The sequence below is a fragment of the Deltaproteobacteria bacterium genome, from assembly GCA_016875395.1.
In the GTDB taxonomy this organism is placed as follows: Bacteria; Myxococcota_A; UBA9160; order UBA9160; family UBA6930; genus VGRF01.
The window spans coordinates 49526-75341 of the sequence record VGRF01000005.1; the positions used below are offsets into that span (position 1 = coordinate 49526).

The 25816-nt window shown below is 70.0% G+C and carries 23 protein-coding genes; 16 read left to right on the forward strand and 7 right to left on the reverse strand.

Features of this window, described 5'->3' with window-relative positions; all coding sequences use genetic code 11:
• Positions 1-79: 79 nt before the first annotated feature.
• The 7 genes from FJ091_05895 to FJ091_05925 all read left to right on the forward strand — a co-directional run bounded on the left by FJ091_05895 (position 80) and on the right by FJ091_05925 (position 9383).
• Entirely contained in the window at positions 80-1033 is a 954-nt protein-coding gene (locus FJ091_05895) for an alpha/beta hydrolase (protein ID MBM4382885.1), read from the forward strand.
• A 75-nt stretch (positions 1034-1108) separates the two neighbouring features.
• On the forward strand, positions 1109-2158 hold the full coding sequence (locus FJ091_05900; protein ID MBM4382886.1) for a saccharopine dehydrogenase NADP-binding domain-containing protein: 1050 nt from the start codon (positions 1109-1111) through the stop codon (positions 2156-2158).
• Positions 2159-2659: a hypothetical protein gene (locus FJ091_05905; GenBank protein MBM4382887.1), complete on the forward strand. Its 501-nt coding sequence runs from the start codon at positions 2159-2161 to the stop codon at positions 2657-2659.
• Between the two features lie 69 nt (positions 2660-2728).
• A complete protein-coding gene (locus FJ091_05910) occupies positions 2729-4081 on the forward strand; it encodes a TolC family protein (protein MBM4382888.1) in 1353 nt (450 codons plus the stop codon).
• The gene (locus tag FJ091_05915; GenBank protein ID MBM4382889.1) at positions 4078-5325 is read left to right on the forward strand and encodes an efflux RND transporter periplasmic adaptor subunit; all 1248 of its coding nucleotides are present in this window, start codon (positions 4078-4080) and stop codon (positions 5323-5325) included. The genes FJ091_05910 and FJ091_05915 overlap by 4 nt, the downstream gene beginning before the upstream one ends.
• 13 nt (positions 5326-5338) lie before the next feature.
• A complete protein-coding gene (locus FJ091_05920; GenBank protein ID MBM4382890.1) occupies positions 5339-8449 on the forward strand; it encodes a CusA/CzcA family heavy metal efflux RND transporter in 3111 nt (1036 codons plus the stop codon).
• 82 nt (positions 8450-8531) lie between these two features.
• Positions 8532-9383 carry a glucose 1-dehydrogenase gene (locus tag FJ091_05925; protein ID MBM4382891.1) on the forward strand — a complete coding sequence of 284 codons (852 nt, stop codon included), beginning with the start codon at positions 8532-8534 and terminating at the stop codon, positions 9381-9383.
• A gap of 58 nt (positions 9384-9441) precedes the next feature.
• Here the strand turns inward: FJ091_05925 and FJ091_05930 are convergent, their stop codons facing one another.
• From FJ091_05930 to FJ091_05940, 3 genes are all read right to left on the reverse strand, one after another.
• Entirely contained in the window at positions 9442-10875 is a 1434-nt protein-coding gene (locus FJ091_05930; protein ID MBM4382892.1) for a hypothetical protein, read from the reverse strand.
• A gap of 251 nt (positions 10876-11126) precedes the next feature.
• The gene (locus tag FJ091_05935; GenBank protein MBM4382893.1) at positions 11127-12299 is read right to left on the reverse strand and encodes a hypothetical protein; all 1173 of its coding nucleotides are present in this window, start codon (positions 12297-12299) and stop codon (positions 11127-11129) included.
• A gap of 16 nt (positions 12300-12315) precedes the next feature.
• Entirely contained in the window at positions 12316-13011 is a 696-nt protein-coding gene (locus FJ091_05940; protein MBM4382894.1) for a hypothetical protein, read from the reverse strand.
• Positions 13012-13134: 123 nt separating this feature from the next.
• Between FJ091_05940 and FJ091_05945 the strand changes: the two genes are divergently transcribed.
• From FJ091_05945 to FJ091_05955, 3 genes are read left to right on the forward strand one after another with little or no spacing between them, the layout of a single operon-like run.
• The gene (locus FJ091_05945; protein MBM4382895.1) at positions 13135-14373 is read left to right on the forward strand and encodes a beta-lactamase family protein; all 1239 of its coding nucleotides are present in this window, start codon (positions 13135-13137) and stop codon (positions 14371-14373) included.
• Entirely contained in the window at positions 14373-15014 is a 642-nt protein-coding gene (locus FJ091_05950) for a sulfotransferase family protein (protein MBM4382896.1), read from the forward strand. Before FJ091_05945 ends, FJ091_05950 begins: the two co-directional genes overlap by 1 nt.
• A gap of 3 nt (positions 15015-15017) precedes the next feature.
• A complete protein-coding gene (locus FJ091_05955; protein MBM4382897.1) occupies positions 15018-15479 on the forward strand; it encodes a hypothetical protein in 462 nt (153 codons plus the stop codon).
• Here the strand turns inward: FJ091_05955 and FJ091_05960 are convergent.
• Complete coding sequence (locus FJ091_05960; protein MBM4382898.1) at positions 15464-15988, reverse strand: DUF4440 domain-containing protein; 525 nt, start codon at positions 15986-15988, stop codon at positions 15464-15466. The genes FJ091_05955 and FJ091_05960 overlap by 16 nt on opposite strands.
• 153 nt (positions 15989-16141) lie before the next feature.
• On the opposite strand from FJ091_05960, the gene FJ091_05965 reads away from it, so the two are divergent.
• The 3 genes from FJ091_05965 (at position 16142) to FJ091_05975 (ending at position 19710) form a co-directional block, all read left to right on the forward strand.
• A complete protein-coding gene (locus tag FJ091_05965) occupies positions 16142-16981 on the forward strand; it encodes a hypothetical protein (protein MBM4382899.1) in 840 nt (279 codons plus the stop codon).
• Between the two features lie 306 nt (positions 16982-17287).
• Positions 17288-18709: an HAD-IB family hydrolase gene (locus FJ091_05970; GenBank protein MBM4382900.1), complete on the forward strand. Its 1422-nt coding sequence runs from the start codon at positions 17288-17290 to the stop codon at positions 18707-18709.
• The gene (locus FJ091_05975; protein MBM4382901.1) at positions 18709-19710 is read left to right on the forward strand and encodes an NAD(P)H-dependent glycerol-3-phosphate dehydrogenase; all 1002 of its coding nucleotides are present in this window, start codon (positions 18709-18711) and stop codon (positions 19708-19710) included. Before FJ091_05970 ends, FJ091_05975 begins: the two co-directional genes overlap by 1 nt.
• On the opposite strand, the gene FJ091_05980 is transcribed toward FJ091_05975, so the two are convergent.
• The gene (locus tag FJ091_05980; protein ID MBM4382902.1) at positions 19632-20351 is read right to left on the reverse strand and encodes a hypothetical protein; all 720 of its coding nucleotides are present in this window, start codon (positions 20349-20351) and stop codon (positions 19632-19634) included. The two genes, FJ091_05975 and FJ091_05980, sit on opposite strands and share 79 nt — an antisense overlap.
• Positions 20352-20556: 205 nt before the next feature.
• Between FJ091_05980 and FJ091_05985 the strand changes: the two genes are divergently transcribed.
• A complete protein-coding gene (locus tag FJ091_05985; GenBank protein ID MBM4382903.1) occupies positions 20557-21801 on the forward strand; it encodes a sulfotransferase in 1245 nt (414 codons plus the stop codon).
• A gap of 509 nt (positions 21802-22310) precedes the next feature.
• Complete coding sequence (locus tag FJ091_05990) at positions 22311-23438, forward strand: DUF1214 domain-containing protein (protein MBM4382904.1); 1128 nt, start codon at positions 22311-22313, stop codon at positions 23436-23438.
• On the opposite strand, the gene FJ091_05995 is transcribed toward FJ091_05990, so the two are convergent.
• Complete coding sequence (locus tag FJ091_05995; GenBank protein MBM4382905.1) at positions 23431-23607, reverse strand: hypothetical protein; 177 nt, start codon at positions 23605-23607, stop codon at positions 23431-23433. The two genes, FJ091_05990 and FJ091_05995, sit on opposite strands and share 8 nt — an antisense overlap.
• Positions 23604-24401, reverse strand: a complete 798-nt coding sequence (locus FJ091_06000; protein ID MBM4382906.1) for a methyltransferase domain-containing protein — start codon at positions 24399-24401, stop codon at positions 23604-23606. The genes FJ091_05995 and FJ091_06000 overlap by 4 nt, the downstream gene beginning before the upstream one ends.
• Positions 24402-24713: 312 nt before the next feature.
• Between FJ091_06000 and FJ091_06005 the strand changes: the two genes are divergently transcribed.
• On the forward strand, positions 24714-25811 hold the full coding sequence (locus FJ091_06005) for a hypothetical protein (protein ID MBM4382907.1): 1098 nt from the start codon (positions 24714-24716) through the stop codon (positions 25809-25811).
• The last annotated feature ends 5 nt before the right edge of the window (positions 25812-25816 follow it).

The following is a 25816-nucleotide window of genomic DNA, read 5'->3' on the forward strand; positions in this document are numbered from 1 at the left end:
GGCGAATCGTGGTTCGCGGAGCCACGAAGACGCCTCGCGACCGCGGCATCGAGGCGTGATCGCATCTACCGTGCGCGGCATGGCGACCACATTTCCTGCTCCGAGGTTCGTTCGTCTTCCGGAAGTGACGCTCGAGGTGCACGAGGCCGGTGTCGGTCCGGCGGTCGTGATGTGTCACGGGTTTCCCGAGCTGGCGTACTCGTGGCGTTATCAGGTGAACGCGCTCGCGGCGGCGGGGTATCGCGCGATTGCTCCGAATCAGCGCGGGTATGGCTGGAGCGATGCGCCGGCGGCGATCGAAGCGTACTCGCTCGATCACTTGTGCGACGACATGGCGCACCTGCTCGACGCGCTCGGGATCGATCAGGCGGTGTTCGCGGGCCACGACTGGGGCGGCTTCGTGTCGTGGGGGATGACGGTGCGGCATCCCGATCGCTGCCTCGGCGCGATCGGCGTGAACACGCCGTACATGGCGTTCCCGACCACGGAGCAGCTGCGCGCGATCTTCAAGGAAGACGAGAAGCTCTACATCCTGTGGTTCCAAAAGCCGGGCGTCGCGGAAGGCGTGATGGATCGCAATCCGCGCCTCATCTTCGAGAAGATGATGCGCCGCGCGACGGCCCCGCCGGCGGGTCCGCTGTTCCGCGGCGATGCGCCGGTCGACGCGAATCCGTTCCGGCGGCTCGAGTCGATGCCGACCGTGGGCGCGCCGCTCCTGACAAGTGAGGAGCTGGACTTCTACGTGAAGTCGTTCGACCACTCGGGCTTCCGCGGCGGCATCAACTGGTACCGCAACGCGGACAAGGACAAGCGCGTGATGCCCGAGCTCGGCGTGAAGAAGCTCACGCTGCCGTGCTTGATGGTGACGGCGTCGTGGGACGGCGCGCTGCCGCCGCAGGCCGCCGCCGGAATGCGCGCGTTGTGCAGCGATCTCGAGCTGCAGGAGCTGCAGTGCGGGCATTGGACGCAGCAGGAGCAGCCCGCGGCGCTCGCGCGCGTGATGCTCGACTGGCTGCGGCGGAAGGTGGGGTAGTGCAAGCGAAGCGCGCAGCGAGGCGAAGTCTTCGGAGCCGAGCAGCGCAAGCTGAGTCGGGTCGCGACTGACGCGATGGCTGGCCGACTCCTCATCTACGGCGCGACGGGCTACACGGGCAAGCTGCTCGCGGCGCACGCGGCCGCACGGGGGCTCGCGCCGATCGTGGCGGGGCGCAGTGCGCACAAGGTGAAGGAGATCGCGGCGCAGCACGGGCTCGAGGCGCGCGTGACTGCGCTCGACGACGCGAGTGCGCTGCGCGCGATGCTCGACGGCGTCGCGTGCGTGCTGCACGCCGCCGGGCCGTTCTCGGCGACGGCGCGGCCGATGCTCGGCGCGTGTCTCGACGCGCGTGCGCACTACCTCGACGTGACGGGCGAGATTCCCGTGTTCGAGCTGTGCGAGTCGTTCGGGGCGCGAGCGCGCGACGTGGGCGTGATGCTGATGCCCGGCGTCGGCTTCGACGTGGTGCCGAGCGATTGTCTCGCGGCGCACGTGGCCGCACGCGTCCCCGAGCCGCACACGCTGCGCATCGCGATCGATGCGATGGGCACGCCGACGCGCGGAACCGCGAAGACGAGCATCGAGATGATGGGCGTGGGCTGCCTCGTCCGGCGCGCAGGGCGAATCGTCGCGCTGCCGCCCGGCTCGCTGCAGCGCGACTTCGATTTCGGTTTCGGACCGCAGCGCTGCGCCGGCGCGCCGCTCGGCGATCTCGTCACGGCCTGGCACTCGACGCGCGCGGAGAACATCGAGATCTACCTGCGCGCCGGTGTCGGCATGCGCGCGATGCTGCGCGCGAGCGGGCCGCTCGGTCCGCTGCTGCGCCTGCGCGGCGTGCAGCGCGGCTTCCAGCGCATGATCGACGCGATGCCCGAGGGGCCGAACGAGGCGGAGCGCACGGAGCTGCGCGGGCACATCGTCGTGGAGGCGATCGGCGCGCGGGGTGAGACGGCGCGCGCGCGGCTCGACACGCCGAGCGGCTACCAGCTGACGATGCTCGCGGGTGTCGAGATCGCGCGGCGCGTGCTCGCGGGGGAGGCGAAGCCTGGCTACCAGACTCCCTCGACCGCGTTCGGCGCCGACCTCGTGCTCGGGCTCGATTGCGTGCGGACGAATGATTAGGTGCAGCGCGGTTGCGGTTCGCGGAGCCTCGGGCAAGCTGAGTTCCCGCGAGAAGGGGCCGAACGGGTCGTGATGCGCATAGCCAGTCGCCGCCTGTGCTCACTGTTCCGCTGTGGGCTCGTAGTTCTGCTCGCGCTCGGCTGGGCGGATCTCCTGGTCGGCGGCGTTGCTCTGGCGTTCGGGCTTGACGATCACGCGCACGCGACCTCGCTGGTTCGGCACGACGGGCACACGCACGTCGTGTTCGCGCACGAACACGACGAGACTTCGGGTCCCACTCCTCGCGAGATTTCTCTCGAGGGCGGCGACCACGTCTTCGATGTCCCGAGCCCGGGCGATGCCATTCGCTCGAAGCCGAACGCGCTCGAGCGGAACGCGCAGCCGCTCGCGGCGGCCCTGCGGTTGCTCGAAGCGCCCGTGAGAGCTCGCTGCGCGCTGCATGTCGTGCAGTTGCCGCGCTCCCAGCTCAACTCGACGCGGACCGTCGTTCTACGCCTGTGAGCGGGTCGTCCTCGCCGCGCAAATCCCGCGCGGCGGATCGCTGACCTTCCTCATCGCACAGGACGACTCATGCGCACCCACGCTCTCTCGTGGTGCGCGGGTGTACTCGCCGTCTGGCTCGGCATGCCGCTCGCCAGCTACGCCGAGAGCCCGCCACCGTACCCGCTTGGCCGCGGCCTTCCGGCGTTCGAAGCCCCTGCGGAGCCTCGCGAGTCCGCCTCGGTTCCGATCGCTGACCCCCGAGGCGATCTCACGCTCGACGCCGCGCTAGCCGCCGCGCTGCTCGGGAACGCCAACCTCGCGGCGGACGCCTACGAAGTCCGAGCGCGCGAAGCCGCCCTGCTGCAGGCTCACGCGCGACCCAATCCCACGCTCGCGCTCGAGCTCGAAGACTTCGCCGGCTCGGGAGAGTTCCGCGGCGCTCGCTCAGCGCAGACCACGCTGCTGCTCGGGCAGCTCGTCGAGCTGGGCGGCAAGCGCGCAGCCCGCGTGCGCACCGCCGACGCGGACCTTGAAGCCGCCGCGTGGGACTACGAGCTGCGCCGCATCGATGTGCTCGCGCGCACTGCGGGGGCGTTCGCGGCGGTGCTCACCGCTCAGGAGCGCCTGCGGCTCGCGGACGAGTCCGTCGCCCTCGCAAAGGAGACACAGCGCGTTGCGGGCCTTCGGATGCGGGCGGGAATCGCTTCGGCGGCGGAGGAGATTCGCGCGGGTGTGAGTGTCGAGATCGCCGCGGTCGAGCGCGAGCACACCGAGCACGAGCTCGAGACGGCACGGCAGACGCTCGCTTCGATGTGGGGCGGAGAGGAGGCGCGCTTCGAGCGCGCGCAAGGAGATCTCGAGGTGTTGCCCGAAGTTCCTTCAGAAGACTCGCTCGCGCTTCGTCTTGGCGAGGCTCCAGGAGTGGCGCGTTGGCAGGCGGAGCGCGCGCGCCGCGACGCACAGCTCGCGCAGGCGCGCAGCGCGCGCGCCCCCGATCTCACGCTGCACGCTGGCCCTCGGCATTTGTCCGGGCCCGGGAACACGGCGCTCGTTGCCGGCGTGTCGCTGCCGCTTCCTCTCTGGGACCGCCGGCGCGGCGCGATCGCCGAAGCTGCGCAGCGCGCGGCGAAGGGCGCCGCCGAAGCGAGAGCGGAGCGCGTACGCGCGGCGACGGAGATCGCGACCGCTCGAGTCGGTCTCGCCGCCGCCGCAGAAGAGGCGGAGTTGTTACGGACGCGCGTGATCCCCGGCGCCGAGCGCGCCGTGGCGGCGCTGCGCGACGGCTATCAGCGCGGGCGCTTCGCGCTGGTCGAGGTGCTCGAAGCCGAGCGCGCGCGACTCGATGCGCGCACGCAACACCTGAACGCGCTCGCGGAGGCGCATCGCCACGCCCGCGAGCTGGAGCGTCTCACCGGCGCGCCGCTGGAGGTTCGATCGTGATGCGCTCACTCGCGCTGCTGCTCGCGCTACTCGCCATCGGCTGCGATGGCGGCCACGAACATGCCGACGAACACGATCCCGGACACGGCGCCGAAGCCGCCGCTGCAGCCGACTACGAGCGAGGCCCGCATCGCGGCCGCTGGCTCGAGAGCGGCGACTTCGCGGTCGAGCTCTCGATTTTCGAGGACGGCGTACCGCCGGAGTTTCGTGCCTACCTCTACCGCAAGCGCGAGCCCGTCGATCCAGCCGGGGTCGAGCTCTCGGTCACACTGCGCCGCCTCGGCGATCGCGTCGATCGCATCCGCTTCGCGCCCCGCGGCGCGTACTTGCTGGGCGATCTCACGGTCTACGAGCCCCACTCTTTCGATGCCGAGGTGATCGCGCGCGCGGATGGGCGCGAGCACCGCTTCGCGTTTTCGACCTACGAGAATCGCGTCACGATCACTCGCGAGCACGCGGAGGCCGCGGGGATCGTCGTCGCGCGGGCTCGTGCGGAGACGATTCGCGAGCGCATCGTGCTGAGCGGGCGCATTTCGGCGAATGAGGATGCGCTCGCGCACGTCATGCCGCGCTTCGCGGGCGTCGTGCGCACCGTGCACAAGCGCCTCGGCGACGCCGTCGCGCGTGGCGACCTGCTCGCCTCGATCGAGAGCAACGAGAGCTTGCACGCGTTCGAGCTGCGCGCGCCCCTCGCGGGCACCGTGATTGCCAAAGACGTGGCGCCCGGCGAGTTCGTCACGACCGAGCGTGCGCTGTTCGAGATTGCGGACCTGTCGAGCGTGTGGGTCGACCTCGATGTGTACCGCCGCGACTTCGCGCGCCTGCGTCCCGGGCAGCCGGTGTGGGTCGACGCGGGCGATGGCTCGCCGCCCGTCGAGACGAAGCTCGCTTACTTGTCGCCGATCGGAGCCGCGAGCTCACAGACGCTGCTCGCGCGCGCAGTGCTCGCGAACCCGGATCGCTCGTGGCGCCCGGGTTTGTTCGTGACGGCGCAGGTCGAGGTCGGCGCCAACGAGGCGCCGGTGGCCGTAACGACCGGCGCGCTCCAGCGCGTGCGCGACTGGGACGTGGTCTTCCTCGCAGACGGGGACGTGTACGAGGCGCAGCCCGTGGAGCTCGGGCGCAGCGACGGCGAGCGCGTCGCGATCACGAGCGGTCTCGAGGCCGGTCAGTCGTACGTCTCTGCCGGCAGTTTTTTGCTCAAGGCCGAGGCCGGCAAGTCCGGCGCCAGCCACGACCACTGACGAGAGGCGCGCCATGCTCGAATCGATCGTTCGCTTCGCCCTCGCTCGGCGCTGGCTCGTGCTCGGCGCGACGCTCGCCGCGGCTGCGCTCGGCGTGCAGAGCTTCCTGCGCGTGCCGATCGACGCGGTGCCCGACATCACGAACGTGCAGGTGCAGATCAACACCGAGGCGCCGGGCTACGCGCCGGTGGAGGCCGAACAGCGAATCACCTTCCCGATCGAGACCGCGCTCGGCGGTCTGCCGCGACTTCAGTACACGCGCTCGCTCTCGCGCTACGGGCTGTCCCAAGTGACGGCCGTGTTCGAGGACGGCACCGACATTTACTTCGCTCGTCAGCTCGTGAACGAGCGGCTGCGCGAGGCGATGTCGCGCTTGCCGGCGGGCATCGAGCCCGAGCTGGGGCCGATCGCGACCGGTCTCGGCGAGATCTTCATGTTCACCGTGGAGCCCGAGCCGCGGGCGACCGCCGAGCTCGATCCGACCGAGCTGCGCACGCTGCAGGACTGGGTGATCAAGCCGCAGCTCCGCACGGTCTCGGGCGTGACCGAGGTGAACAGCATCGGTGGGTTCGTGAAGGAGCTGCACGTGACGCCGCAGACCGCGCGGCTCGTCGCGCACGGCCTCACGTTCCGCGATCTGTTGGACGCGATCGCAGAGAACAACCTCGGCGCCGGTGCGGGCTACATCGAGCGCAATGGCGAGCAGTACCTCGTGCGTGCTCCCGGTGTGCTGTCGAGCGCGGACGACGTGCGGCGCATCGTGGTCGGCCACGCGAACGGCGTGCCGGTGCGCGTCGGCGACGTGGCGGAGGTCGCGCTGGGTCGCGAGCTGCGCACCGGCGCGGCGACCGAAAACGGGCGCGAGGTCGTGCTCGGAACGGTCTTCATGTTGATCGGCGAGAACAGCCGCGAGGTCGCGCGACGAAGCGCGATGAAGCTCGCGGAGATCAACGAGACGCTGCCGCCCGGCGTCTTCGCACGGGCCGTCTACGACCGCACGGAGTTGGTCGATCGCACGATCGCAACCGTGCAGCGCAACCTGCTCGAAGGCGCGCTGCTCGTGATCGCGGTGCTCTTCCTGTTGTTGGGGAACGTGCGCGCCGCGCTGCTCACCGCATTCGTGATTCCGCTTTCGATGCTGCTGACCTTCGTGGGCATGGCCCAAGGCAAGATCAGCGCGAACCTGATGAGTCTCGGCGCGCTCTACTTCGGCTTGATCGTCGACGGCGCGGTGATCATCGTCGAGAACTGCATCCGGCGATTGGGTGAAGCCAGCCGCGGGCGCACGGACCCGCTGCCGCTCGCTGAGCGCCTCGCAGTCGTCGCCGAGGCGACGCGCCAGGTGATCCGCCCCAGCGTGTTTGGCGTCGTGATCATCTTGATCGTTTACGTGCCCATCCTCGCGCTCACCGGCGTCGAGGGAAAGATGTTCCGGCCGATGGCGCTCACCGTGATCCTCGCGCTCATCGCAGCGCTGGTGCTGTCTGTGACGTTCGTGCCCGCCGCGATCGCGGTGCTGCTCGGCGGGCGCGTCGCAGAGCATACGAGCCCCGCGTTCACAGCCGCGCGGAGCGCCTACGCGCGCGTGCTCGACCGCGTGCTGCGCCGCCCGGCGCCGGTGATCGCCGGCGCGGTCGCCTTGTTACTGGGCTCGCTCGGGCTCGCTTCTCGGATGGGGAGCGAGTTCATCCCGAGCCTCGACGAGGGCGATGTCGCGCTTCACGCGTTGCGGATTCCCGGCACGAGCCTCACGCAAGCGGTTTCGATGCAGCGGTCGCTCGAGGGTGCGCTGCGCTCGTTGCCGGAAGTCGAGACCACCTTCGCGAAGATCGGCACGGCGGAAGTGGCGACGGATCCGATGCCGCCGAGCGTCGCGGACGGCTTCGTGATGTTGAAGGAGCGCGCCGATTGGCCGAACCAGCGCAAGCCGAAGGACGAGCTGGTGCGCGAGCTCGAGGCTGCCGTCGCAGCACTGCCGGGCAACAACTACGAGTTCACGCAGCCGATCGAGATGCGCATGAACGAGCTGATCGCCGGTGTGCGAAGCGATCTCGCCGTGAAGGTGTTCGGCGACGACCTCGACGTCCTTCGCGAGCTAGGAGAGGAGGTCGCCGCGGTCCTGGAGCGGGTGCCAGGCGCAGCCGACGTCAAGGCGGAGCCGATCACGGGGCTCCCGATGCTCGAGATCGAGGTCGACCGCGAGGCGATCGCGCGCTTCGGACTGTCGCAATCGGACGTGCACGACGTGGTGCGCACAGCGATCGGCGGTTCGGTCGCGGGGCAGATCTTCGAAGGTGATCGCCGCTTCGACATCGTCGTGCGCTTGCCCGAGGCCGCACGCACCGATCTCGCCGCGCTCGATCGCATACCGATTCCGCTCCCGCGCGGCCCGAACCGCGCTGCGGAATTCGTGCCGCTCTCGGCGGTTGCGAAGCTCGCGATCGGAGTCGGGCCGAATCAGATCAGCCGCGAGAACGGCAAGCGGCGCGCCGTCGTCACCGCGAACATTCGTGGACGCGACATCGGCTCGTTCGTCGCAGAAGCCGAGAGGCGCATGCGGGAGGAGGTCGCATTGCCCCCGGGTTACTGGACCTCCTGGGGCGGACAGTTCGAGCAGCTTCAATCCGCGTCGCGGCGGCTTCAGCTCGTCGTCCCGCTCGCGCTGCTGCTGATCTTCGGAATGCTCGCCGCGGTGTTCGGCTCCGCACGCAGCGCCGCGCTCGTGTTCAGCGGAGTTCCGCTCGCGTGGACCGGAGGCATCGTCGCGCTCGCCGTGCGCGGAATTCCGCTCTCGATCTCGGCAGGCGTCGGCTTCATCGCGCTCTCTGGCGTCGCGGTGCTGAACGGGATCGTGATGGTCTCGTTCATCCAGGAGCTGTTCCGCGAAGGCCGCCCGGCGGAGGAAGCCGCGCGCGAGGGCGCGCTCACGCGCCTGCGCCCAGTGCTGATGACGGCTCTCGTGGCCGCACTCGGGTTCGTCCCGATGGCGATTTCGACCGGAGCCGGCGCCGAGGTGCAGCGCCCGCTCGCGACCGTGGTGATCGGCGGCATCGTGTCGTCGACGCTGCTCACGCTCGTGGTCTTGCCCGTGCTAGTCGCGCGGATGGGTCTGCGACGGAGCTGAGCGGCGCCCGGGCGCGACGCGTGCGGACGTGCTGGTCACGAGCTTCCTCACGCGCATACCCTGCGCCGCGGAGGAAGTGCACATGCTCGACGCGAAGGCGATCTCGCTCGCCGGCAAGGTGGCAGTTGTTACGGGCGCGGGCGCCGGCATCGGGCGCGCGATCGCGGAGACGTTCGCGGCGTGCGGGGCCGCGGTCGTGATCGCGGAGCGCGACGCCGCGCGCGCGCAGGAGGCCGTCGCCGCGATTTCGGCGCGGGGGGGACGCGCGCTCGCGCACGTGGGCGACGTGTCGCAGCAGGCGGTCGCGGACGCGCTCGCGCGCGAGAGCATCGCAGCGTTCGGGCGCATTGACGTGCTCGTGAACAACGCCGGCGACTGGCTCGGCTTCTCGAACCCGTTCCTCGACAGCACGGACGAGCAGTGGCGCGCGCTGTTCGACGCGAACTTCGGCGCCGCGCTGCGCTGCACGCGCTCGCTCGCACCGCAGATGGTCGCGCGCGGCGAGGGCGGCTCGATCGTGAACGTGACCACGATCGAGGCGCACCGCGGCATTCCCGGCAACGTGATGTACTCCGCGTTCAAGGCCGCGACCGAGGGCTTCGCACGCAGCCTCGCGCTCGAGCTCGCGCAGCACCGCATCCGCGTGAACTGCATCGCGCCGGAGACGACCGACACGCCGCAGGTGCCGGTGATGAGCTGGCTGCCGCCCGAGATGAAGGCGCACATCCCGCGCTGGATCCCGCTCGGCCGCTTCGGCACGCCCGACGATCTCGCCGGCGCCGCGCTGTTTCTCGCGAGCGATCTCAGCGCGTGGGTCACGGGCACGACGCTGCACGTGAACGGCGGCGCGCTCGCGGCGGCGGGCTGGTATCGCACGCCGCGCGGCGGCTGGACGAACATGCCGATCGTTACCGGCGGCGGGCTCGGGGGCTGAGCAGCCGCTTCGGGAGGCGAGTCGGCCACGCTCCGCGCCGAGGCGAGCGGCGGCAGCGCTACTCGCGGCAGCAGTCCCGGTTGCGCGGTTCTTCGAGCAGCCAGAAGAGGACGTTGTCGCGAAAGATGGGGTTGCTGGTGAGACCGAGGTGGGAGTCGGGGAGGAAGAGGACTTGGCCCAGGGCGAGCGGCGTGTCGACGTTCGGGCGGAAGGCGCCCCCAGCGCGTTCGTCGAGCAGGGCGCTCGAGCGCAGCACGGTGCCGTCGCCCGGCGCGGGGGTCGTGATGCGGAGCGCGCCCGTCGCGCGATTCACGGCGACGCGTGCGGCGGTGGGCTCGGCGTCGCCGGCAACGAGGCGTAGCTCGAGGCCGGCGGGTGGCGTCGCGCCGCGGCGATCGAGCGCGGCGTGGAAGGCGCGGGCGCGTTCGAGCGCGCGGCGTTGGAACGCGAGCCCGATTGCTCGACGCGCCTCGGGGTCGCGCTCGTTCGGAAGCAGCGTCGCGAGCGCTTCCGCCTGCGCGGGGCTCGCGAGGCCCCAGTTGTTATGTGCCCACAGCGCGGGGTCGAGCAAGTCCGCGAGCGGCTCGCCCTGTGCGTCGTCCCACACAGCGGCGCCGTGCCGCGCGCGCGGGAGCAGCTGGTAGATCGACGGGAAGGTGCCGAGCACGGCGGGCGGATAGAACGGCAACAGCGGACCGATCTTGCGGCCATCGACGAGCTGCACGAGCGCATCGACCGAGCCCGCGTTCGGCGTGCCGATCAGCACGACGCGTTCGACGCGCTTTGCGCCCGCCCAGCTGAGCTCAGGGACGCCGCTCGCGGGCAGGTCCTGATCGCCGTACATCAGGTAGTACCGCGCGATCAGACCGCCCATCGAGTGCGCGGCAATGTCGAACTTCACGTCCGCGTTCACGATGCCGAAGCGCTTCGCGTACTCGCGCTGGACGTATGCGCGCTTCTCCTCGATGAATGCGTGGAGGCGCTGCGCGTTCTCCACGTTGTCGCGCCGCCAGTCGTAGTCGAACTGGAAGCAGGTGAAGTGCTCGCCGCCGTAGTCGACCTCGCCGCCGAGGCCGAGCGCCTCGTCGCGGTATCCGCCCACGCCGAGCGTCGCGAGAATTCCGGCGTAGGCCTGGATGTCGAGCGCGACTCCCGCGAGCGAGATGTGCACCGCATCGAGCACGCCGCTCGGCACGATCTCGTCGCGCAGCTCCGCGAGCGGGCGCAAGGCATCGATCGGCAGCGCGATCAGCCGCGCGCCGACGGGCTTCTCGGGATCGGCCGCACCGCCCTCGAACGCACCCCACGCGAGCGTGCCGCTCGCCGGATCGCGCAGCTTCGACCCGAGAATCCCCGGAATCACGATGATCGGATTCCGATCCGCCCCGTGATGCCTCGCCGCCGGCGTGTACAGCAACGAAAAATCCGGCGCTCGCCCCGTCGATGCGCAAGCGAAGAGTGCCAGCGCCATCGAAAAGACGAGCAACCTCATGCGGCCAGCCTCCTGTCTTGGATTACCTCCAAGGCCACGAAGCAACGCGACTCAATCTCACGCACCACCTCGCCGACCGCCCGAGCACGGCAAACGACGCGCCGCCACCGAAGTCAGAGCGACCCCGAAGTCGAACGCTCCTCCCAGGCATGTCGGCCGAGGCCGCAAGCGAAGCGCGCAGCTTTCCGCGGAGTCTTCGGAGCGGAAAGCGAAGTCAACAAGGAAAACGGAGCCCGGCCCTCCCAACCCACCTAACACCCAGAATTCCGCGCCACACAGATGCCGGAGAATCCCCCACCCGGGCTCCGCAGGTTCGTCACCTGCCCCTCGTACACGCGCGCGCCGAGCATGAGCACGCGGTCGCGGTAGGCGTAGGCGCGCACGTCGAACTTCATGTCGCGCGGGCCGTCGGTCGTCTCGACTTGCACGAGGCCGGGCTGCGCGAAGCGCTGCGCGACGTAGCCAGGCTCGGCGGCGATCTCCGCGAACTTCTTGCGCGAGATCTTGTCGCCGCGGTAGACGGCGCGGCTACCGAACGCGGCGGCGGGCTTGAAGACCCAGCTCGCGCGCTCAGCCCACGCACGCTCGAGGTCGAGCTCAGCGAGCAGGCGCGTCTCGGGCACGACCTCCGCCAGGAAGCGCGCGTCGTCTTCGCTCATGCCGAGGGCCGTGAGGTTGTTAGGCGACGAGAACGTGGCGAGGCGGCGCTTGTCGGCGAGCAGGAAGTGCTCGCGGGGCGACGGCGTCACCACGACTTCGTTCGCGAGGTAGGCGGCGCGCAGCGCGCGCGTGCGCTCGCTCGCGAGCTGGAAGTCGGTGTCGCGCAGGTAGACGAGATCGACGGGCCAGTCGCCGAGCGCGACGCCGCGGCCCGGCGTGTGCGCGAGCTCGCGCGTGTCGGCGATGCGCGCGTCGATCCCGGCTCGCGCGAACAGCGCGCGGAACAGCGCGAACTCGGGCGCCAGGAATTGCTGCGCAGGTGCGTCGTCGACGATCGCGATGCGCGCGAGCTTTGCGCCCGCGCCGCGCACCGCGGCGAACTCGTCGCGGAACGTGCTCGCGATTTCGCTCTCGATGTCGCTGACCGAGAGCAGGCGCGAGCACAAGCACGCGAGCTTCTCGGGATCGCACAGCGACGCGGTGTGCAGGCCGTTCAGCAGTGCGCCGCCCGCGTTCGTGTTGATCTCGATCAGGCGCGGTCCCGCCGGCGTGACGTGAAAGTCGTACCCCATGAACACGCCGAAGTTTCCGGGCGCGTGGCGCGCGACTTCGTCCGCGAACGGTGCGATCGCCGCCTGATGTCTCGGCGCGTGTGCGAGGGCGAACAGCAGCCGCGCCGTGCGCTGGATCGCCGCGAAGTGCGCGGCGTCGAGGCCGATGACGGTCGAGCCGGCGTACGGGATCGCCGCACGCTCGGCGCTCACGGCTGCGTTCGCGCGCTCAGTGCCCGTAGCTCACCACGAGGTCGTCGTACGCCATGTGCGCAACCACGTTCGGCACTTCCTCGCTCCCGACCCTGGTGGTGTCCGGCGTGCCATCGCTGAGAGCCTGAATGCGCGTGAAGTCTTCGGATGTGGTCGTCAGATCGAACGGGACTTTCGTCGCGCCGGAGCGCTGAACGAAGAACAGGTTCCCCGTCAGCGGAAACAACCTGCCCTCGGCGTCGAAGAGGCGGAACTGTGCGCCGCCGGGGCCGTCGTACGCGGCGATCTCGTCGTCGAGCCGGGGATTGGGATTCGTGCCGGTCGTCGTGCCCTTGTCGTCGATCCGCGCGCCGATGTTCACCGGCGTGAACGAGTCGAAGCGTGCGCCGCGCGACTTGCGAATGCGCATGTCGATCAGGCGGCGCGGCTGAATGCGCCCCTTCTTGTTCACGCCCACGACCGCAGTGCCGAGGTGCGTGGTGACGAGCGCCGCGTACTTCGCGCCGCCGCGCGTGCGCAGGCTCACGAAGCCGCCGCCGGCGAGTGAGATCTTCTTGACGCGCGCCGACTTCGGGACCGTCACGAGCGACTCGAACGGAATCGGCGTGGCGACGCCTTCGAACGTGATCGTCTCGGTCGCGGGCGTCTGGGCGAGGGCTGGGGAAGCGAGAGCCAACGCGGCGAGGAGTGCGATTCGGGACAGCTGGCGCACGCGGGCGTCCTCCGGAGGAGGGCAGGTGTTAGCTGCGCCCGAGAAAGGCTGTCAGGGGCAGCTTGCAGACGCGGAGTCGCGGCACACTGCGGCTCCCGCGGCAGCGCGGCAGGAGAGGGAGCCATGGGCGCGATTCAGCAAGACGTTCCGAACGGCCGCATCGCCGGCACGTGTGACGACCGCTTCGCCGAAGTTGCGCGCGAGTTCGCGCGCAACTTCCAGGAACGCGGCGAGGTCGGCGCGAGCGTGAGCCTCGAGCTGCACGGCGAGACCGTCGTCGATCTGTGGGGCGGCGTCGCAGACCCGAGCACCGGTCGCGCCTGGGAGCGCGACACGGTCAGCATCGTGTTCTCGTGCACGAAGGGCGCAACCGCGCTGTGCGCGCACGTGCTTGCGTCGCGCGGCCTGCTCGATCTCGACGCGCCGGTGAAGGAGTACTGGCCCGAGTTTGCGGTGCGCGGCAAAGAGCGCGCGACGGTGCGCATGATGCTCGACCACTCGGCGGGCGTGCCGGTGATCTCGGCGCCGCTGAAGCCGCTCGGGAGCGCGGACTGGGACTACATGGTCGCGCAGCTCGAGGCGCAAGAGCCGTTCTGGAAGCCGGGCACGCGCAACGGCTACCACATGATCAACTTCGGCTGGACCGTGGGCGAGCTCGTGCGGCGCGTCAGTAACAAGTCGCTCGGCGCGTTCTTCCAGAGCGAGATCGCACAGCCGCTCGGCATCGAGTTCTGGATCGGTGCGCCCGAGAGCGTCGAGGCGCGCGTCGCACCGATCGCGATGTACAAGCCTGCGCCTGGCGAGGCGCCGAGCGAGTTCGTCGTGAAAATGCTCAGCGAGCGCGAGTCGATTCAAGGCCTCTCGATGCTGAACCTCGGCTTCGACGCGAACTCGCGCGAGTGCCACGCGGCCGAGATCGGCGGCGCGGGGGGCATCTCGAACGCGCGCGGCCTCGCCGGCATGTACGCGCCCTTCGCGTGCGGCGGGAAGCTGCGCGGCAAGACCTTCGTCGACGCCGCCACGCTCGCGCGCATGGGCGAGGTCGCCGTCGCGACGCACGAAGACGCGACGCTGCTGATTCCGTCGCGCTTCGGGCTCGGCTTCATGAAGTCGATGGACAACCGCCGCCGCCCGAGCGGCGATCGCGACAGCGCGATCCTTTCGTCCGCCGCGTTCGGCCACGTCGGCGCGGGCGGCTCGATCGGCTTCGCGGACCCGCGTGAAGAGCTCTCGTTCGGCTACTCGATGAACCGGATGGGGAAGGGAATCCTGCTCAACGAGCGCGGCCAGTCACTCGTCGACGCCGCCTACCGCGCGCTCGGCTACACGACGAACGCGCCAGGCGTGTGGACCAAAGGCTGATGTCCCTCGAAATCATCGGCACCGGCTTCGGACGCACGGGCACGCTCTCGCTGAAGCACGCGCTCCAGCTGTTGGGCTGGGATCCCTGTTACCACATGCTCGAGGTCGCGCAGAACCCAGGGCACGCGGCGCTTTGGAGCGAAGCGCATCGCGGCGCGCGCACGGACTGGGACGCGCTGTTCGCGAGGTATCGCGCCACGGTCGATTGGCCGAGCACCGCGCTGTGGCGTCCGCTGGTGGATCACTTCCCGAACGCGCGCGTGATTCACACGCAGCGGCCGGCGGCCGCGTGGTACGCGAGCGTCAAGAACACGATTTATCAGGTGATGAAGCACCCGACTCCCGCGCAGGCGCCGCCCGCGTTCCACGAGCAGCTCGCGATGGCGCGCGAGGTGATCCTGCGCGGCACCTTCGACGACCGCTTCGAGGACGAGGCGCACGCGATCGCGATCTACGAGGCGCACAACGCGCGCGTGAAGCGCGAGATCGCGCCGGAGCGGCTGCTCGTCTACGAGCCCGGTCAGGGCTGGGAGCCGCTCTGCAAGTTCCTCGGCGTGCCCGTGCCTGCGCGCCCATACCCGAAGGTGAACAGCACCGAAGACTTCCGCGCCGGCATTCGCCCGCGCGCGAGCGCGAGCTGAGCCATGCCGCGCCGCTTCAACCACATGGAGCTGACGCTGCCGAAGGGAGCGCTCGAGGCGTCGCGTGCCGAGATCAAGGCGTTCTATGCGGACCTGTTCGGTTGGGACGCGCTCGACGTGCCGATCCTGAAGCAGACGGGGTTGTTACTGCGCAGCGACGCCGAGACGAGTCAGTTCATCCTCGTCACCGAGCAGCGCGCGCACATGACGTCGCCCGGCTTCGATCACTTGGGCCTCTTGTGCGACACGCGCGCCGAGGTCGATGCGCTGCTCGCGCGCGCGAAGGACTGGCAGCGCCGCGACGCGCGCGTCGAGATCAAGGAGTACGAGGATCTCGTCACCGGCCCCGTCACCACGCACGCGTTCTACGTGCGCTACCTGCTGCCGATCTGGTTCGACGTGCAGGTGCTCGAGTACGCCGCGGGAGCGGAGCCTGCGATGCGCTGGCGCTACGGCGCGGGCTGAGGCGCTGGCGCGGCTTCGGCAGGCGCTTCTGAGCTCGGCGCAGTGGGCGCGGGGCGGTTCGAGTTCCAGATGTCGCGGTGCATGCGCCAGCCCGCGTCGGTCTTCTTCCAGATCACGATGAACTTCGCTTCGTCCGCGATCGTGCCGTCCGCGAGCGCGAGCTGCGCGTGGCCGACCTCGCTCGCGATGTCGCCGCCGGCGTAGAACACTTCGTCGCTCGTGATGGTCGCGCTCGCGACGCCCGAAGCGCGCACCGCGCCCCAGAGCGAGGCGAGCGCGTCGGGGCCGGCGGCAATGGCGCCGTTCGGCGGAAGCGCCGCGCCGTCGGCGGTGTAGAGCGCGGCGATCGCCGCGGTGTCTCCGCTCGCGAAGGTCTCGCCGAAGAGCGCGTTGCGCTCCTCGATCGCGGCGCGCACCTCGGCTTCCGTCGGCGCGGGCGGCGCAGGCGGTGCGGACGGGGTGCAAGCGAAGCTGAGCAGGGCGAGCGAGATCACGAGGCGGGATTTCACGGGTGGCTCCTTCACTCCGGGTGTGAGCGTGGCACGCTCCGAGCGACCTCACATCGCGGGGGGAGCATGAAAGCGTGGATCGTTGCAGCCGGGATCCTTCTGGCGGGTGCTTCTCTTGCCGCAGATTCGGAGTGTCCCGCCGCGGCGCCCGCCGTGCGGGTCATGCTGCACGAGCCGGAGCTGCTCGCGGCGCGGCTCGCGGTCGTGACCGACGCGCCCGACTCGCACTCGGGCCGTCTCACCGCGGCGCGAAAGCTGTTCGCAGCCGCGGGCTGCGCCCGAGTCGAAGAGCGCGGCAAGGGTGAGCGCCGGAACCTCGAGTGCGTCGTGCCGGGCGCGTCTGCCGAGACGATCGTCGTCGGGGTCAGTCAGAGGTACGACAGCGTCGGCTCACTCGCGCTCGTGCCTTCGCTGATGGAGGCGGTGTCTGCCGCACCCCGCAAGCACACCTTTCGCTGGGTGGCGTTCTCCGCGCACGAGGGGCGGACCGGCAAGCTCGAGGTCGGGCCCCGGCCGAGGGGAGCGATGCGGCTTCTGGATGCGCTCACGCCGAAGCAGCGCAGCGAAGTCGCGCTGATGCTCCACGTGGGGCCGATCGGGTTCGGCTCCGCCGAGACCCATCCCGACGTGCGCAGTCCATCGCTGGACTGCGCATTCTCCGCCGCCGCTCGAGCCGCCGGTTTGCAAGTGGTGGACTCGAGGGCGAGCGCAACGGAGTGTTATCAGGGCGGAACGGCCCCCAGCTCGACGAATCGCGACTACCTCACCTGCCAGCCCGATCGCGATTGGCGCGGCGGTGCAGACTGGCAGCCCTTCGAGCGCGTCGGCCTCCAGGTTTTCGGAGTGCACTCGCGCCCCGGCGAGAGGGCGCTCTCCGGCGAGATCGACGGCGCCGCCTACGTACGCAGTTATCGCGCGCTCGCGATCTTCCTCGCGCTCGCGGACGAGGCGCTCGCCTCGCCCGCAAGCTCAGGAGCTACTTCGAGCCGCTGACCGCTTCGTAGGCGACGCCTGCCGACGCGGCTCTCAGGAGCGGCGCCACAGCGCTGCCGCAGCCGCCGAACACGAGCCAGAACGTTCCGAGGAGCTCCGCCGAGGGCTTGTTCCCGAGAGTCGTCGCGACTGGCCCCCACGCGCGGCGCGCCGCCCGTATCTGCTCGCGCCGGCATGGCGCGGGCTCCAGCGATCCTGAGACTGGGCCGAAGAGAATCGCTCGGCGAAATTGCTCGCATCTTGCGCGCGTGCAGCGAGCTTCCCGCGCTGCGAAGCGGTCGGGCATACTGAGAACGGAGCGAGAGCGTGAGACTTCACTCGGACTTGACGCGGGAGATTCTCGAAGGGCCGTCTGGCCCCGAGATCGGTGCGCTGTTCGATCTCGACCAGACGCTCGTCGCCGGCTTCTCCGCCACCGCTTTCCTGCGCGAGCGCGTGACCTCGGGACGCATCTCGCCCAAGGAGCTGAGCGACACGCTGGCTGGCGCGCTCTCGTTCGCGCTCGGGCGCACGGGCTTCTCGGGCATGCTCGCGGGCGTCGTCGCCACGTATCGCGGCCTCAGCGAGTCGGTGATGCGCGAGCAGGCGGAGGACGTGTTCGAGAAGCGGCTCGCGAAGGACATCTATCCCGAGTCGCGCGCGCTCGTGGAGGCGCACCGCTCGAAGGGCCACACGCTCGGCATCGTGTCGTCGGCGCTCACTTATCAGGTGGAGCCGTTCGCACGCGCGCTCGAGATTCCGCACGTGATGTGCACGCGCCTCGAGGTCGAGGACGGCGTGTTCACGGGCGAAGTGGTGAAGCCCACGTGCTGGCAAGAGGGCAAGCTTCACTACGCGCAGATCCTCGCCGAGCGCGAAGGCTTCGATCTCGCACAGTCCTACTTCTACACCGACAGCGCGGACGACCTCCCGCTGCTCGAAGGCGTGGGCAAGCCGCGCGCGCTGAACTCGGGCTCGCGGCTCGCGGGCATCGCGCGCAACCGGGGCTGGCCGATCCGCCGCTTCACGAGCCGCGGCCGCCCCGACGCCGAGGCGATCGCGCGCACCGCGCTCGCGTACGGCTCCGTGATTCCGAGCGTGCTCGTGGGCATGGGCGTGGGCTTCGCGAACCGCTCGCAGCGCGAGGGCGCGAACGTCGCGGTGTCCGCGTGGTCGGAGCTCGCGACGGCGTTCGCGGGCATCGAGCTCGACGTGCGCGGCGAAGAGCACCTGTGGTCGCACCGGCCGGCGGTGTTCATCTTCAACCACCAGAGCGGCGTCGACGCGATGCTGGTCGCGAAGTTGTTACGGAAGGACTTCGCCGGGATCGCGAAGAAAGAGATCCAGAGCGTCCCGATTCTCGGCCAGGCGTTCGAGTTCGCGGGCACCGTGTTCATCGACCGCAGCGACACGCAGGCCGCGATCGAGGCGATGGCGCCCGCGGTCGAGGCGCTGCGCGAGGGGCGCTCGATCGCGATCGCCCCCGAAGGCACGCGCTCGCGCACGCCGCGGCTCGGGCGCTTCAAGAAGGGCGCGTTCCATCTCGCGATGCAGGCGGGCGTGCCGCTCGTGCCGATCGTGTTCAAGAACACGCTCGACGTGCTGCCGCGCGGCGCGATCGTGATGCGGCCCGCGAACGTCGAGGCGGTGGTGCTGCCGCCGATCGACACCAGCGCGTGGACGCGCGACACGCTCGACGCCGAGATCGAAGCGGTGCGCAAGCAGTTCCTCGACGTCTTGGGTCATTGATGTCGCTGCGCGTGTGCGTGCTCGGCGCGGGCTCGTGGGGCACCACCGTCGCTTCGATCGCAGCGAAGCGAAGCCCCACCACGATCTGGGCGCGGCGCGAAGAGACGGCGCGCGAGATCAACGCCGCGCACACCAACGCGCGCCATCTGCCGAAGGTCGAGCTGCCCTACACGCTGCGCGCCACGGCCGCGCTGGAAGAAGCGGTGCGCGACGCCGACGTGATCGCGGTGGGCGTGCCGTCGCACGGGCAGCGCGCGGTGCTCGATGAGGTGAAGAAGCACATCCGCCCCTGGGTGCCGCTCGTGTCGCTCAGCAAGGGCCTCGAGCAGGGCACGCACAAGCGCATGACCGAGGTGATCGCGGAGGTGCTGCCGAATCACCGCGCGGGCGTGCTCTCGGGCCCGAACCTCGCGCGCGAGATCATGAGTGGGATGGCGGCGGCGAGCGTGATCGCGATCGACGACGACATGATCGCGCGCCAGCTGCAGGACGTGTTTCACGGCGGCCTGTTCCGCGTCTACACCAACCGCGATGTCGCAGGCTGCGAGTTCGGCGGCGCGCTGAAGAACGTCATCGCGATCGCGGTCGGCATGGGCGACGGCCTCGGCGTCGGCGACAACACGCGCAGCGCCGTCATCACGCGCGGACTCGCCGAGATGACGCGGCTCGGCTGCGCGCTCGGCGGCAAGCCCGAGACGTTCGCGGGCCTCGCCGGCATGGGCGATCTCGTGGCGACGTGCATCTCGCCGCAGAGCCGCAACCGGCACGTGGGCGAGCAGTTGGGGCGCGGGCGCACGATCGAGGAGATCACCGCCGAGATGCACATGGTCGCCGAGGGCGTGAAGACGACGCGCGTGGTGCTCGAGCTCGCCGAAAAAGTCGGCGTCGCGATGCCGATCGCGCGCGAGGTGTACGGCGTGCTCTACGAAGGCCGCAGCGCGCGCGACGCGTACCGCGGTCTCGTGCGCATGCGCGCGGGCGACGAGGCGGAGCCGGGGTGAGGGCCGCGGCGATCGCAGCTGCAGCGCTCATCGCAGCGGCGGCGGGCGCGGAGGAACAGCCGCCGCGCGAGTCGGACTGTACGCCGTTCGGCCTCACGCTTCGCGTGCGACTCGATCCTCCGGAGCGCGTCATCGAGGCGCTCGAGCGAGTGGCGCAAGAAAAACGGCGATCCGGAAAACGAGACGCAATCGCAGCGCTGTTCCGCGAGGCCGGCTGCGAGCAAGTCGAGCTGCAGAGCGATCGCTGGCAGAGTGAGCCCAACTTGCTGTGCCGAATCGGCAACCACGGCGGCGCGCCTGTCGTGCTCGGGCGTCAGGTAGAGCAGCGTGATCTCGCCGTGCGGCACGACGCGGTGCCAGAGGCCGCGCGGCACGATGCAGGCGCGCATCGGCTCGAGGGCGATGCGGTGGGGGTCGCCGCCGCGTTCGAGCAAGAGCTCGCAGCGCCCCGCGATCAGCAGCAGCACCTCGTCGCCATCGAGATGACGCTCGCCCGCGTGCGGCGGCGCCTGCGACATCACCGCGATGCCGAGCGAGTGCCCATCGACGCGCGGCGGAGGCCGCGTCGTCGCGAGCGCGGAAGCGGAGCCGTCGCGCGCGATCGCGAGCGTCACGGCCGAAAGATCGAGCGAGGTGTTCACCGCGGTTTCTCCCACTCCGACGCGCGGAATCGAGGATTCTGCGTCTGACGCTGACTCGGCGATTTTCTCGCAACAACCGCCGCAACTCTGCTCCTTTCGCCGCGGTGCACGCGCGGCGTCAGACGCTGGGCATGCGGATCCGCGCCCGCTTGCGTCCGGCTGCGTCCGCTCGCGACCCTCGGCGTTCGCTCTCGGGAGGCGACGCGTGCTGAAGAAGCTCGAGCATCCGCAGTGGGTCCGGCGGCTGAACTTGTTCGGGCCGTCGGTCGGCGACCCGCGCCACGTCGTCTCGCTCGAGGCAGACGAGCTCGTCTCGCTCGCGCGCACGACGACGGGCCTGGCCGACTTCGGCGACGCAGGCTGGGAGACGGCGTACCGCGCCCTGATGACATCACTCGACTCCGAGGCGCAGCTGCACCTGCTCGGCCGCGTGCTCACGCGCGCGGAGGTGCTGCGCGTGCTGCAGACGAAGCTGCGCCTGCAGCACGCGCTTCGCTTGCGGCCCGCGATCCTGCGCGAGCCGATCGCGGCGCCGATCTTCGTGCTCGGCCCGCCGCGCTCGGGCACCACGATCCTGCTCGAGCTGCTCGCGCTCGATCCGCAGCTGCGCGCCCCGATCGCGTGGGAGGCGCATCACCCGCTGCCGCTGCTCGCGGACGCGGATCGCGACATCGCGCACCGCATGGAGCTCGCGGAGTCCGAGCAGGAGCTGTGGGCGGAGATCGATCCGGCGTTCCTCACGATGCACGAGCTGCGCCACGACCTGCCGTGCGAGTGCGTGCACTTCACGCAGGTCGACTTCGCGGGCCCGTATTGGTCGATGCAATACGACGCGCCGTCGTACATGCAGTGGAAGCTCGCGACGCCGGGCCTCGACGCGCGCTTCTACGCCGGCCATCGCCGTTTCCTGCAGACGCTCCAGCACGGCGGCGAGCCGAAGCCGTGGCTGCTGAAATCGCCCGCGCATCTCTCGACGCTGCCCGCTCTGTTCGCGGAGTACCCCGATGCGCGCGTCGTCCACACGCACCGCGATCCCACGAAGTTCGTCGGCAGCGTCGCGAACCTGATGTGCACGCTGCGCTTCATGCGCAGCGACCACGTGGACGTGGCGCAGCAGGGGCAGGTCGCGCTCGGCACGTTCAAGTACCTGCTCGAGCTCGGCATCGAGCTGCGCAAGAGCGGCGCGCTCCCTAACAAACAGATCGTCGATTCCCACTATCTCGACCTGATGAAGGACCCCGTCTCGCAGCTCTGGCAGATCTACGATCGCCTCGGCCTGGCGTGGCCCGCCGGGCACGACGAGCGGGTTCGGACGTACCTGCGCGAGAAGCCCAAAGCGAAGTTCGGCGCGCACACGTACCGCTACGAGGAGCTCGGCCTCGACGCGAGCGCAGTGCGCGAGCAGTTCGAGCCCTACGCGCGCCACTACGGCATCCGCAGCGAGGCCTGAAGGCGCGCACCTGGGACGTACGTGCACGAAACCGCGCACCTGGGACGTACGTGCACATCGGGTCGCGCGGCCCCGAAGACTCGCCGCGCGAGGAGCGAAGAGCATCGAGGCGGCGCGAGTGGCGGGCGGCAAGCGAAGCGCGCAGCGAGGCGAGGCCGAGCGGAGCCCAGAGAGATCGGTCGGGACTCCGACCCTTGACCTGGCAGGCGCGCCGGGTTGGGTGGAGGCGAACACTCTGCGCTTGGGCGTGCTTTCGCGCTCACGCCGCTGGCAGTGGAAACGAGGCGCGCCGCGTTGGTCGCTAAGGACCGGGTCTCCGCTCCGACTCCGGTCCCCGCCCGCCACTCGCGCCGGCGCGGGGTCGTGGAGCCCGGTAGCGAGCGTGTGCGCTGGAAGAAGAGCGGCGAAGCTCGGCGGCCGTCGAGGCCCCCTCGCTTCGCTCTTCTGTATGGGCGTGCGGTCGCGGTGCTACAGACGCTGCTTCAGTTTGTTCGCGAGGAAGAGTTCTCATGGCCGAGATCGCTGCCGAGTCTCGAGTCGCGCTGCGTGAGCTGATTGCGTTGCTGCAGGAGATCGATCAGCGCTGGCTCTCGAACGAGTGGAACTTGATGAGTCCGGCGGACGTCGCCGAGGCGACGCGCGCGCTGATGCACATGCTGCAGGGCGGGCTCGCGCTGCAGTTCGAGCGGGCGCCCGAGCGGCCGGCGTTTCGGCGCATCGTGACGCCGACGCGGAAGTTCACCGGGGACAACGCGGACGCGATTTATTACGACGCGCCGGTGTCGGGGAAGTACGCGTATCGCGTGCGCGGGAACATCGCCGGCGCGGTGTACGTCTCGGTCACGATCGAGGCGGGCGTGGAAGATGGCGGGCTGCGCGGGCGAACTGCGGGCGTCATCAACGACACGCAGTTCGACATCGACGCGAGCGGCAACTTCGAGCTGTGGCTCGGCGGCGCCGAGCGCGCGCGCAACTGGCTGCCGCTTCCCGACGATGCTTACGCGCTCACCACGCGCCACTACTTCGAGGAGAAGCACTGCGTCGCGGCCGATGCGTCGCGCGTGGTTCCCCTCCACATCGAAGTTGTTGGGGGATCCCCCGCGCCCGCGCCGCCGAGCGACGCGAGCATCGCGGCTGGTGTGCGGCGCATGATGGGCTTCGTACGCGACCGCTCGATCGGGATGCCGCCGATGGCGCAGCGCGAGCAGCCCGCCTTCGTCTCGCGCATCCCGAACCAGTTCCCCGCGCCCGCGAAGCCCGGCGCGCTGGGCCTCGCCGCCTTCGACGCCGCATACTCGATGGCGCCCTACGTGATCGGCCCCGATCAGGCCCTAATCATTCGCGCGCGCTGGCCCAAGTGCCGCGCCGGCAACGTCGACCTCTGGACGCGCCACCAGATGACCTACGACTACGCCAACCGCAGCGTCACGCTGAACCGCGCGCAGACCGTGCTCGACGCCGACGGCAGCTTCCGCGTCGTGATCGCGCACCAAGACCCCGGCGTGCCGAACTGGCTCGACACCGAGGGGCGCCCGTTCGGCCTCGTGTTCTGGCGGTACATGCTGCCGGAAGGAGAGATCGAGACGCCGCGGGCGGAGGTGGTGAAGCTCGCGGACTTGATGCGATCGCCTAGCTGATTCGCGCCCGCCGGAAGCCGAGCTTCAGATTCGAGATCGCAATGCCCAGGTTGAGCTGGGCCTCAATCGCCCTCGAAACCGAGATTCGCGCGGGAACGAAGGGAGTGATGTAGGCGAGTGCGGCCAACAGCAACGGCAGCCGTAGAGGCTCGGCCAGCCAGTCCGTCATGGCCTCACCCCCCGCACCACGAACTGCGGCAGCACTCCGAGGTACTCCCCGCTCGCGATTGCGCTCTCCACCTTCGCACCCAGCTCCGCGGCGCGCGCTTCGCTCATCGTCCCGAATTTCTTCGCGTAGCCGAGCATGTTCTCGACGATGGGGCGCATGAAGCCCTTGTCGTCGGCGCTGGCGGCGATGTCGACTTGCACGTCGCGGAAGCCGGCGCGGCGGAAGGCGGCGCGCAGCTTGCGGCCGATGAGCGGCTCGCGGAACGCGGGCGCGGCGGCGGTGAAGAGCTCGCGGGTTTCGTCTGGGGTGAGGGGCTCGATCAGCACGAACGCCCAGTCGGAGTCCATCGCGGTGAGCGTGCCGCCGGGCTTCAGCACGCGGTGCAGCTCGCGCAGCGTCGCGCCCGCGTCGGGCACGTACTCGAGCACGTTCTTGGCGAGCGCGCGATCGCAGGTCGCGTCCGCGAGGGGAAAGCGCTCGCTTGTTAGGTGGTGCACCTCGACGCGCTTCTCGACGCCGGCTTCAGCAGCCACCGCGCGAGCCCGCGCGACGAAGTCGGCATTCACGTCGAGCGCATGCACGTGGCCGCCCGGGCCCACGATGCGCGCGAGGTGCGCGGCGACGTAGCCGGGCCCGCAGCCGAGATCGAGCGCGGTCTGGCCGGGCGCGAGCGCGAGCGGCGCGAGCAGGCGGTCCGCGCGCTTGTCGTCGAGCTTGAACATCTCGTCGTAGCGCGCGAAGCGCTCGGGCTCGATCGCGAGCCAGTGATCCTTGTAGTAGGTGGCGAGGGACATGAGCGGGCACCTCCGGACGGTTCCGGGCGTGTACCGCAGTGATCGGCCGCGTCGCGAGGGCGACCCCACTTCGGGAATCGTCAGGTCGGCGTCAGACGCCGTCACGATGCCGCGTTCTGAACCGCGCTGACCGCGCCCCGCGCGCTCGCTGAGCGGATCTCGCGCACGCAACCGGCAGCCTGCCCGCGAGTTCCCGCGCTGCACGGATGAAGCTCGCGTGAAGCCATCAAACTTTTTACAACGTGATCAGCTTCTCGATGGCATGCTGAGATCTGCACAGGGGTGCAGATGACTCGTTGCGCAGGGGCTCTGTTGGGCTTGCTCGCTTGGCTGCCGCTCGCGAGCTCCGCCGCCACGCCGCGCCAGGTCACGCTCGATGTGAACGACATCGCCTGGGACGCCGCGAGCGGCCGCATCTGGGCGAGTGTTCGCGGCGGTACGACGCTCGTCGCGATCGAGCCCGTGAGCGGCGCGCTCGGGCCCTCGATCGCACTCGGCGGCGAAGGCGGGCCGATCGCGATCTCGGCAGACGGCACCACGCTCTACGTGGGTGTGCGGAGCCCCTTGCCCGTCGTGAGCCGCATCGATCTCGGGACGCGCGCCGTGACCAGCAGCTTCGCGGTCGGCTCGCACCCGCAATACGGGCCGCTGCACGCACTCGACATCGCAGTCCAGCCGGGCACGAACCATGTGATCGCCGTCGCGCGCCAGAACGGCCTCGTCTCCACGGCAGACGGCATCGCGATCTTCGACGACGGCGTGATGCGTCCGAGCACGACTCCCAGCGGATACGTCGGCCGCCGAGTCGTCTTCAACGGCGCGGGAGATCGCGTTTACGGCTACGACACCGGCACGAGTGGATCGACGCTCGAGACCATTCGAGTCGATGCGGCAGGCGCCACTTTGCTCAGCCAGCAGGGCGATCCGGGCGTTGGCCCACACTTCGTCGGCGGGTGGCTGATCGGCGGAAGCGCGTACGAACCGGCCGCGAACCGCATGCGCGGGAGCTACCCCGTGAGGACGATTGCGCCGGCGGGCGGCGTCGAGGTCGACCCAGCGCTGCGCGAGGTCTACCGCGCCACCACCGCCGGGGTGTTGGTGTGGGATCTCGACACGTTCGCATCGCGTGGCCGGGTCGCGGTGCCGTTCTTCCAGGGCATCCAGGATCAGTTCCTACGCTGGGGCACTCGCTCGTTCGCGATCGCGGCGGGGAACGCCAATCAGCCGACGCTCGTGATCGTGGACGACGCCGACTACGCGCCCGACGCGGATCACGACTTTCTCCCCGATGTGAGTGACAACTGTACGCAAGCGCCGAACGCGAATCAGCTCGACGCCGATGCCGACGGATTGGGCGACGCATGCGATCCGACGCCCCGCGCCGATCCGTTCCCCGCGCTGCAGCAGTGAGCAGA

What these genes read in the sequence shown, in the direction of transcription:
- FJ091_05895 (MBM4382885.1), top strand. Translation starts at nt 80, where the DNA reads ATGGCGACCACATTTCCTGCTCCGAGGTTCGTTCGTCTTCCGGAAGTG.
- FJ091_05900 (MBM4382886.1), top strand. Translation starts at nt 1,109, where the DNA reads ATGGCTGGCCGACTCCTCATCTACGGCGCGACGGGCTACACGGGCAAG.
- FJ091_05910 (MBM4382888.1), top strand. Translation starts at nt 2,729, where the DNA reads ATGCGCACCCACGCTCTCTCGTGGTGCGCGGGTGTACTCGCCGTCTGG.
- FJ091_05920 (MBM4382890.1), top strand. Translation starts at nt 5,339, where the DNA reads ATGCTCGAATCGATCGTTCGCTTCGCCCTCGCTCGGCGCTGGCTCGTG.
- FJ091_05925 (MBM4382891.1), top strand. Translation starts at nt 8,532, where the DNA reads ATGCTCGACGCGAAGGCGATCTCGCTCGCCGGCAAGGTGGCAGTTGTT.
- FJ091_05930 (MBM4382892.1), bottom strand. Translation starts at nt 10,875, where the DNA reads ATGAGGTTGCTCGTCTTTTCGATGGCGCTGGCACTCTTCGCTTGCGCA.
- FJ091_05945 (MBM4382895.1), top strand. Translation starts at nt 13,135, where the DNA reads ATGGGCGCGATTCAGCAAGACGTTCCGAACGGCCGCATCGCCGGCACG.
- FJ091_05950 (MBM4382896.1), top strand. Translation starts at nt 14,373, where the DNA reads ATGTCCCTCGAAATCATCGGCACCGGCTTCGGACGCACGGGCACGCTC.
- FJ091_05955 (MBM4382897.1), top strand. Translation starts at nt 15,018, where the DNA reads ATGCCGCGCCGCTTCAACCACATGGAGCTGACGCTGCCGAAGGGAGCG.
- FJ091_05975 (MBM4382901.1), top strand. Translation starts at nt 18,709, where the DNA reads ATGTCGCTGCGCGTGTGCGTGCTCGGCGCGGGCTCGTGGGGCACCACC.
- FJ091_05990 (MBM4382904.1), top strand. Translation starts at nt 22,311, where the DNA reads ATGGCCGAGATCGCTGCCGAGTCTCGAGTCGCGCTGCGTGAGCTGATT.
- FJ091_05995 (MBM4382905.1), bottom strand. Translation starts at nt 23,607, where the DNA reads ATGACGGACTGGCTGGCCGAGCCTCTACGGCTGCCGTTGCTGTTGGCC.
- FJ091_06000 (MBM4382906.1), bottom strand. Translation starts at nt 24,401, where the DNA reads ATGTCCCTCGCCACCTACTACAAGGATCACTGGCTCGCGATCGAGCCC.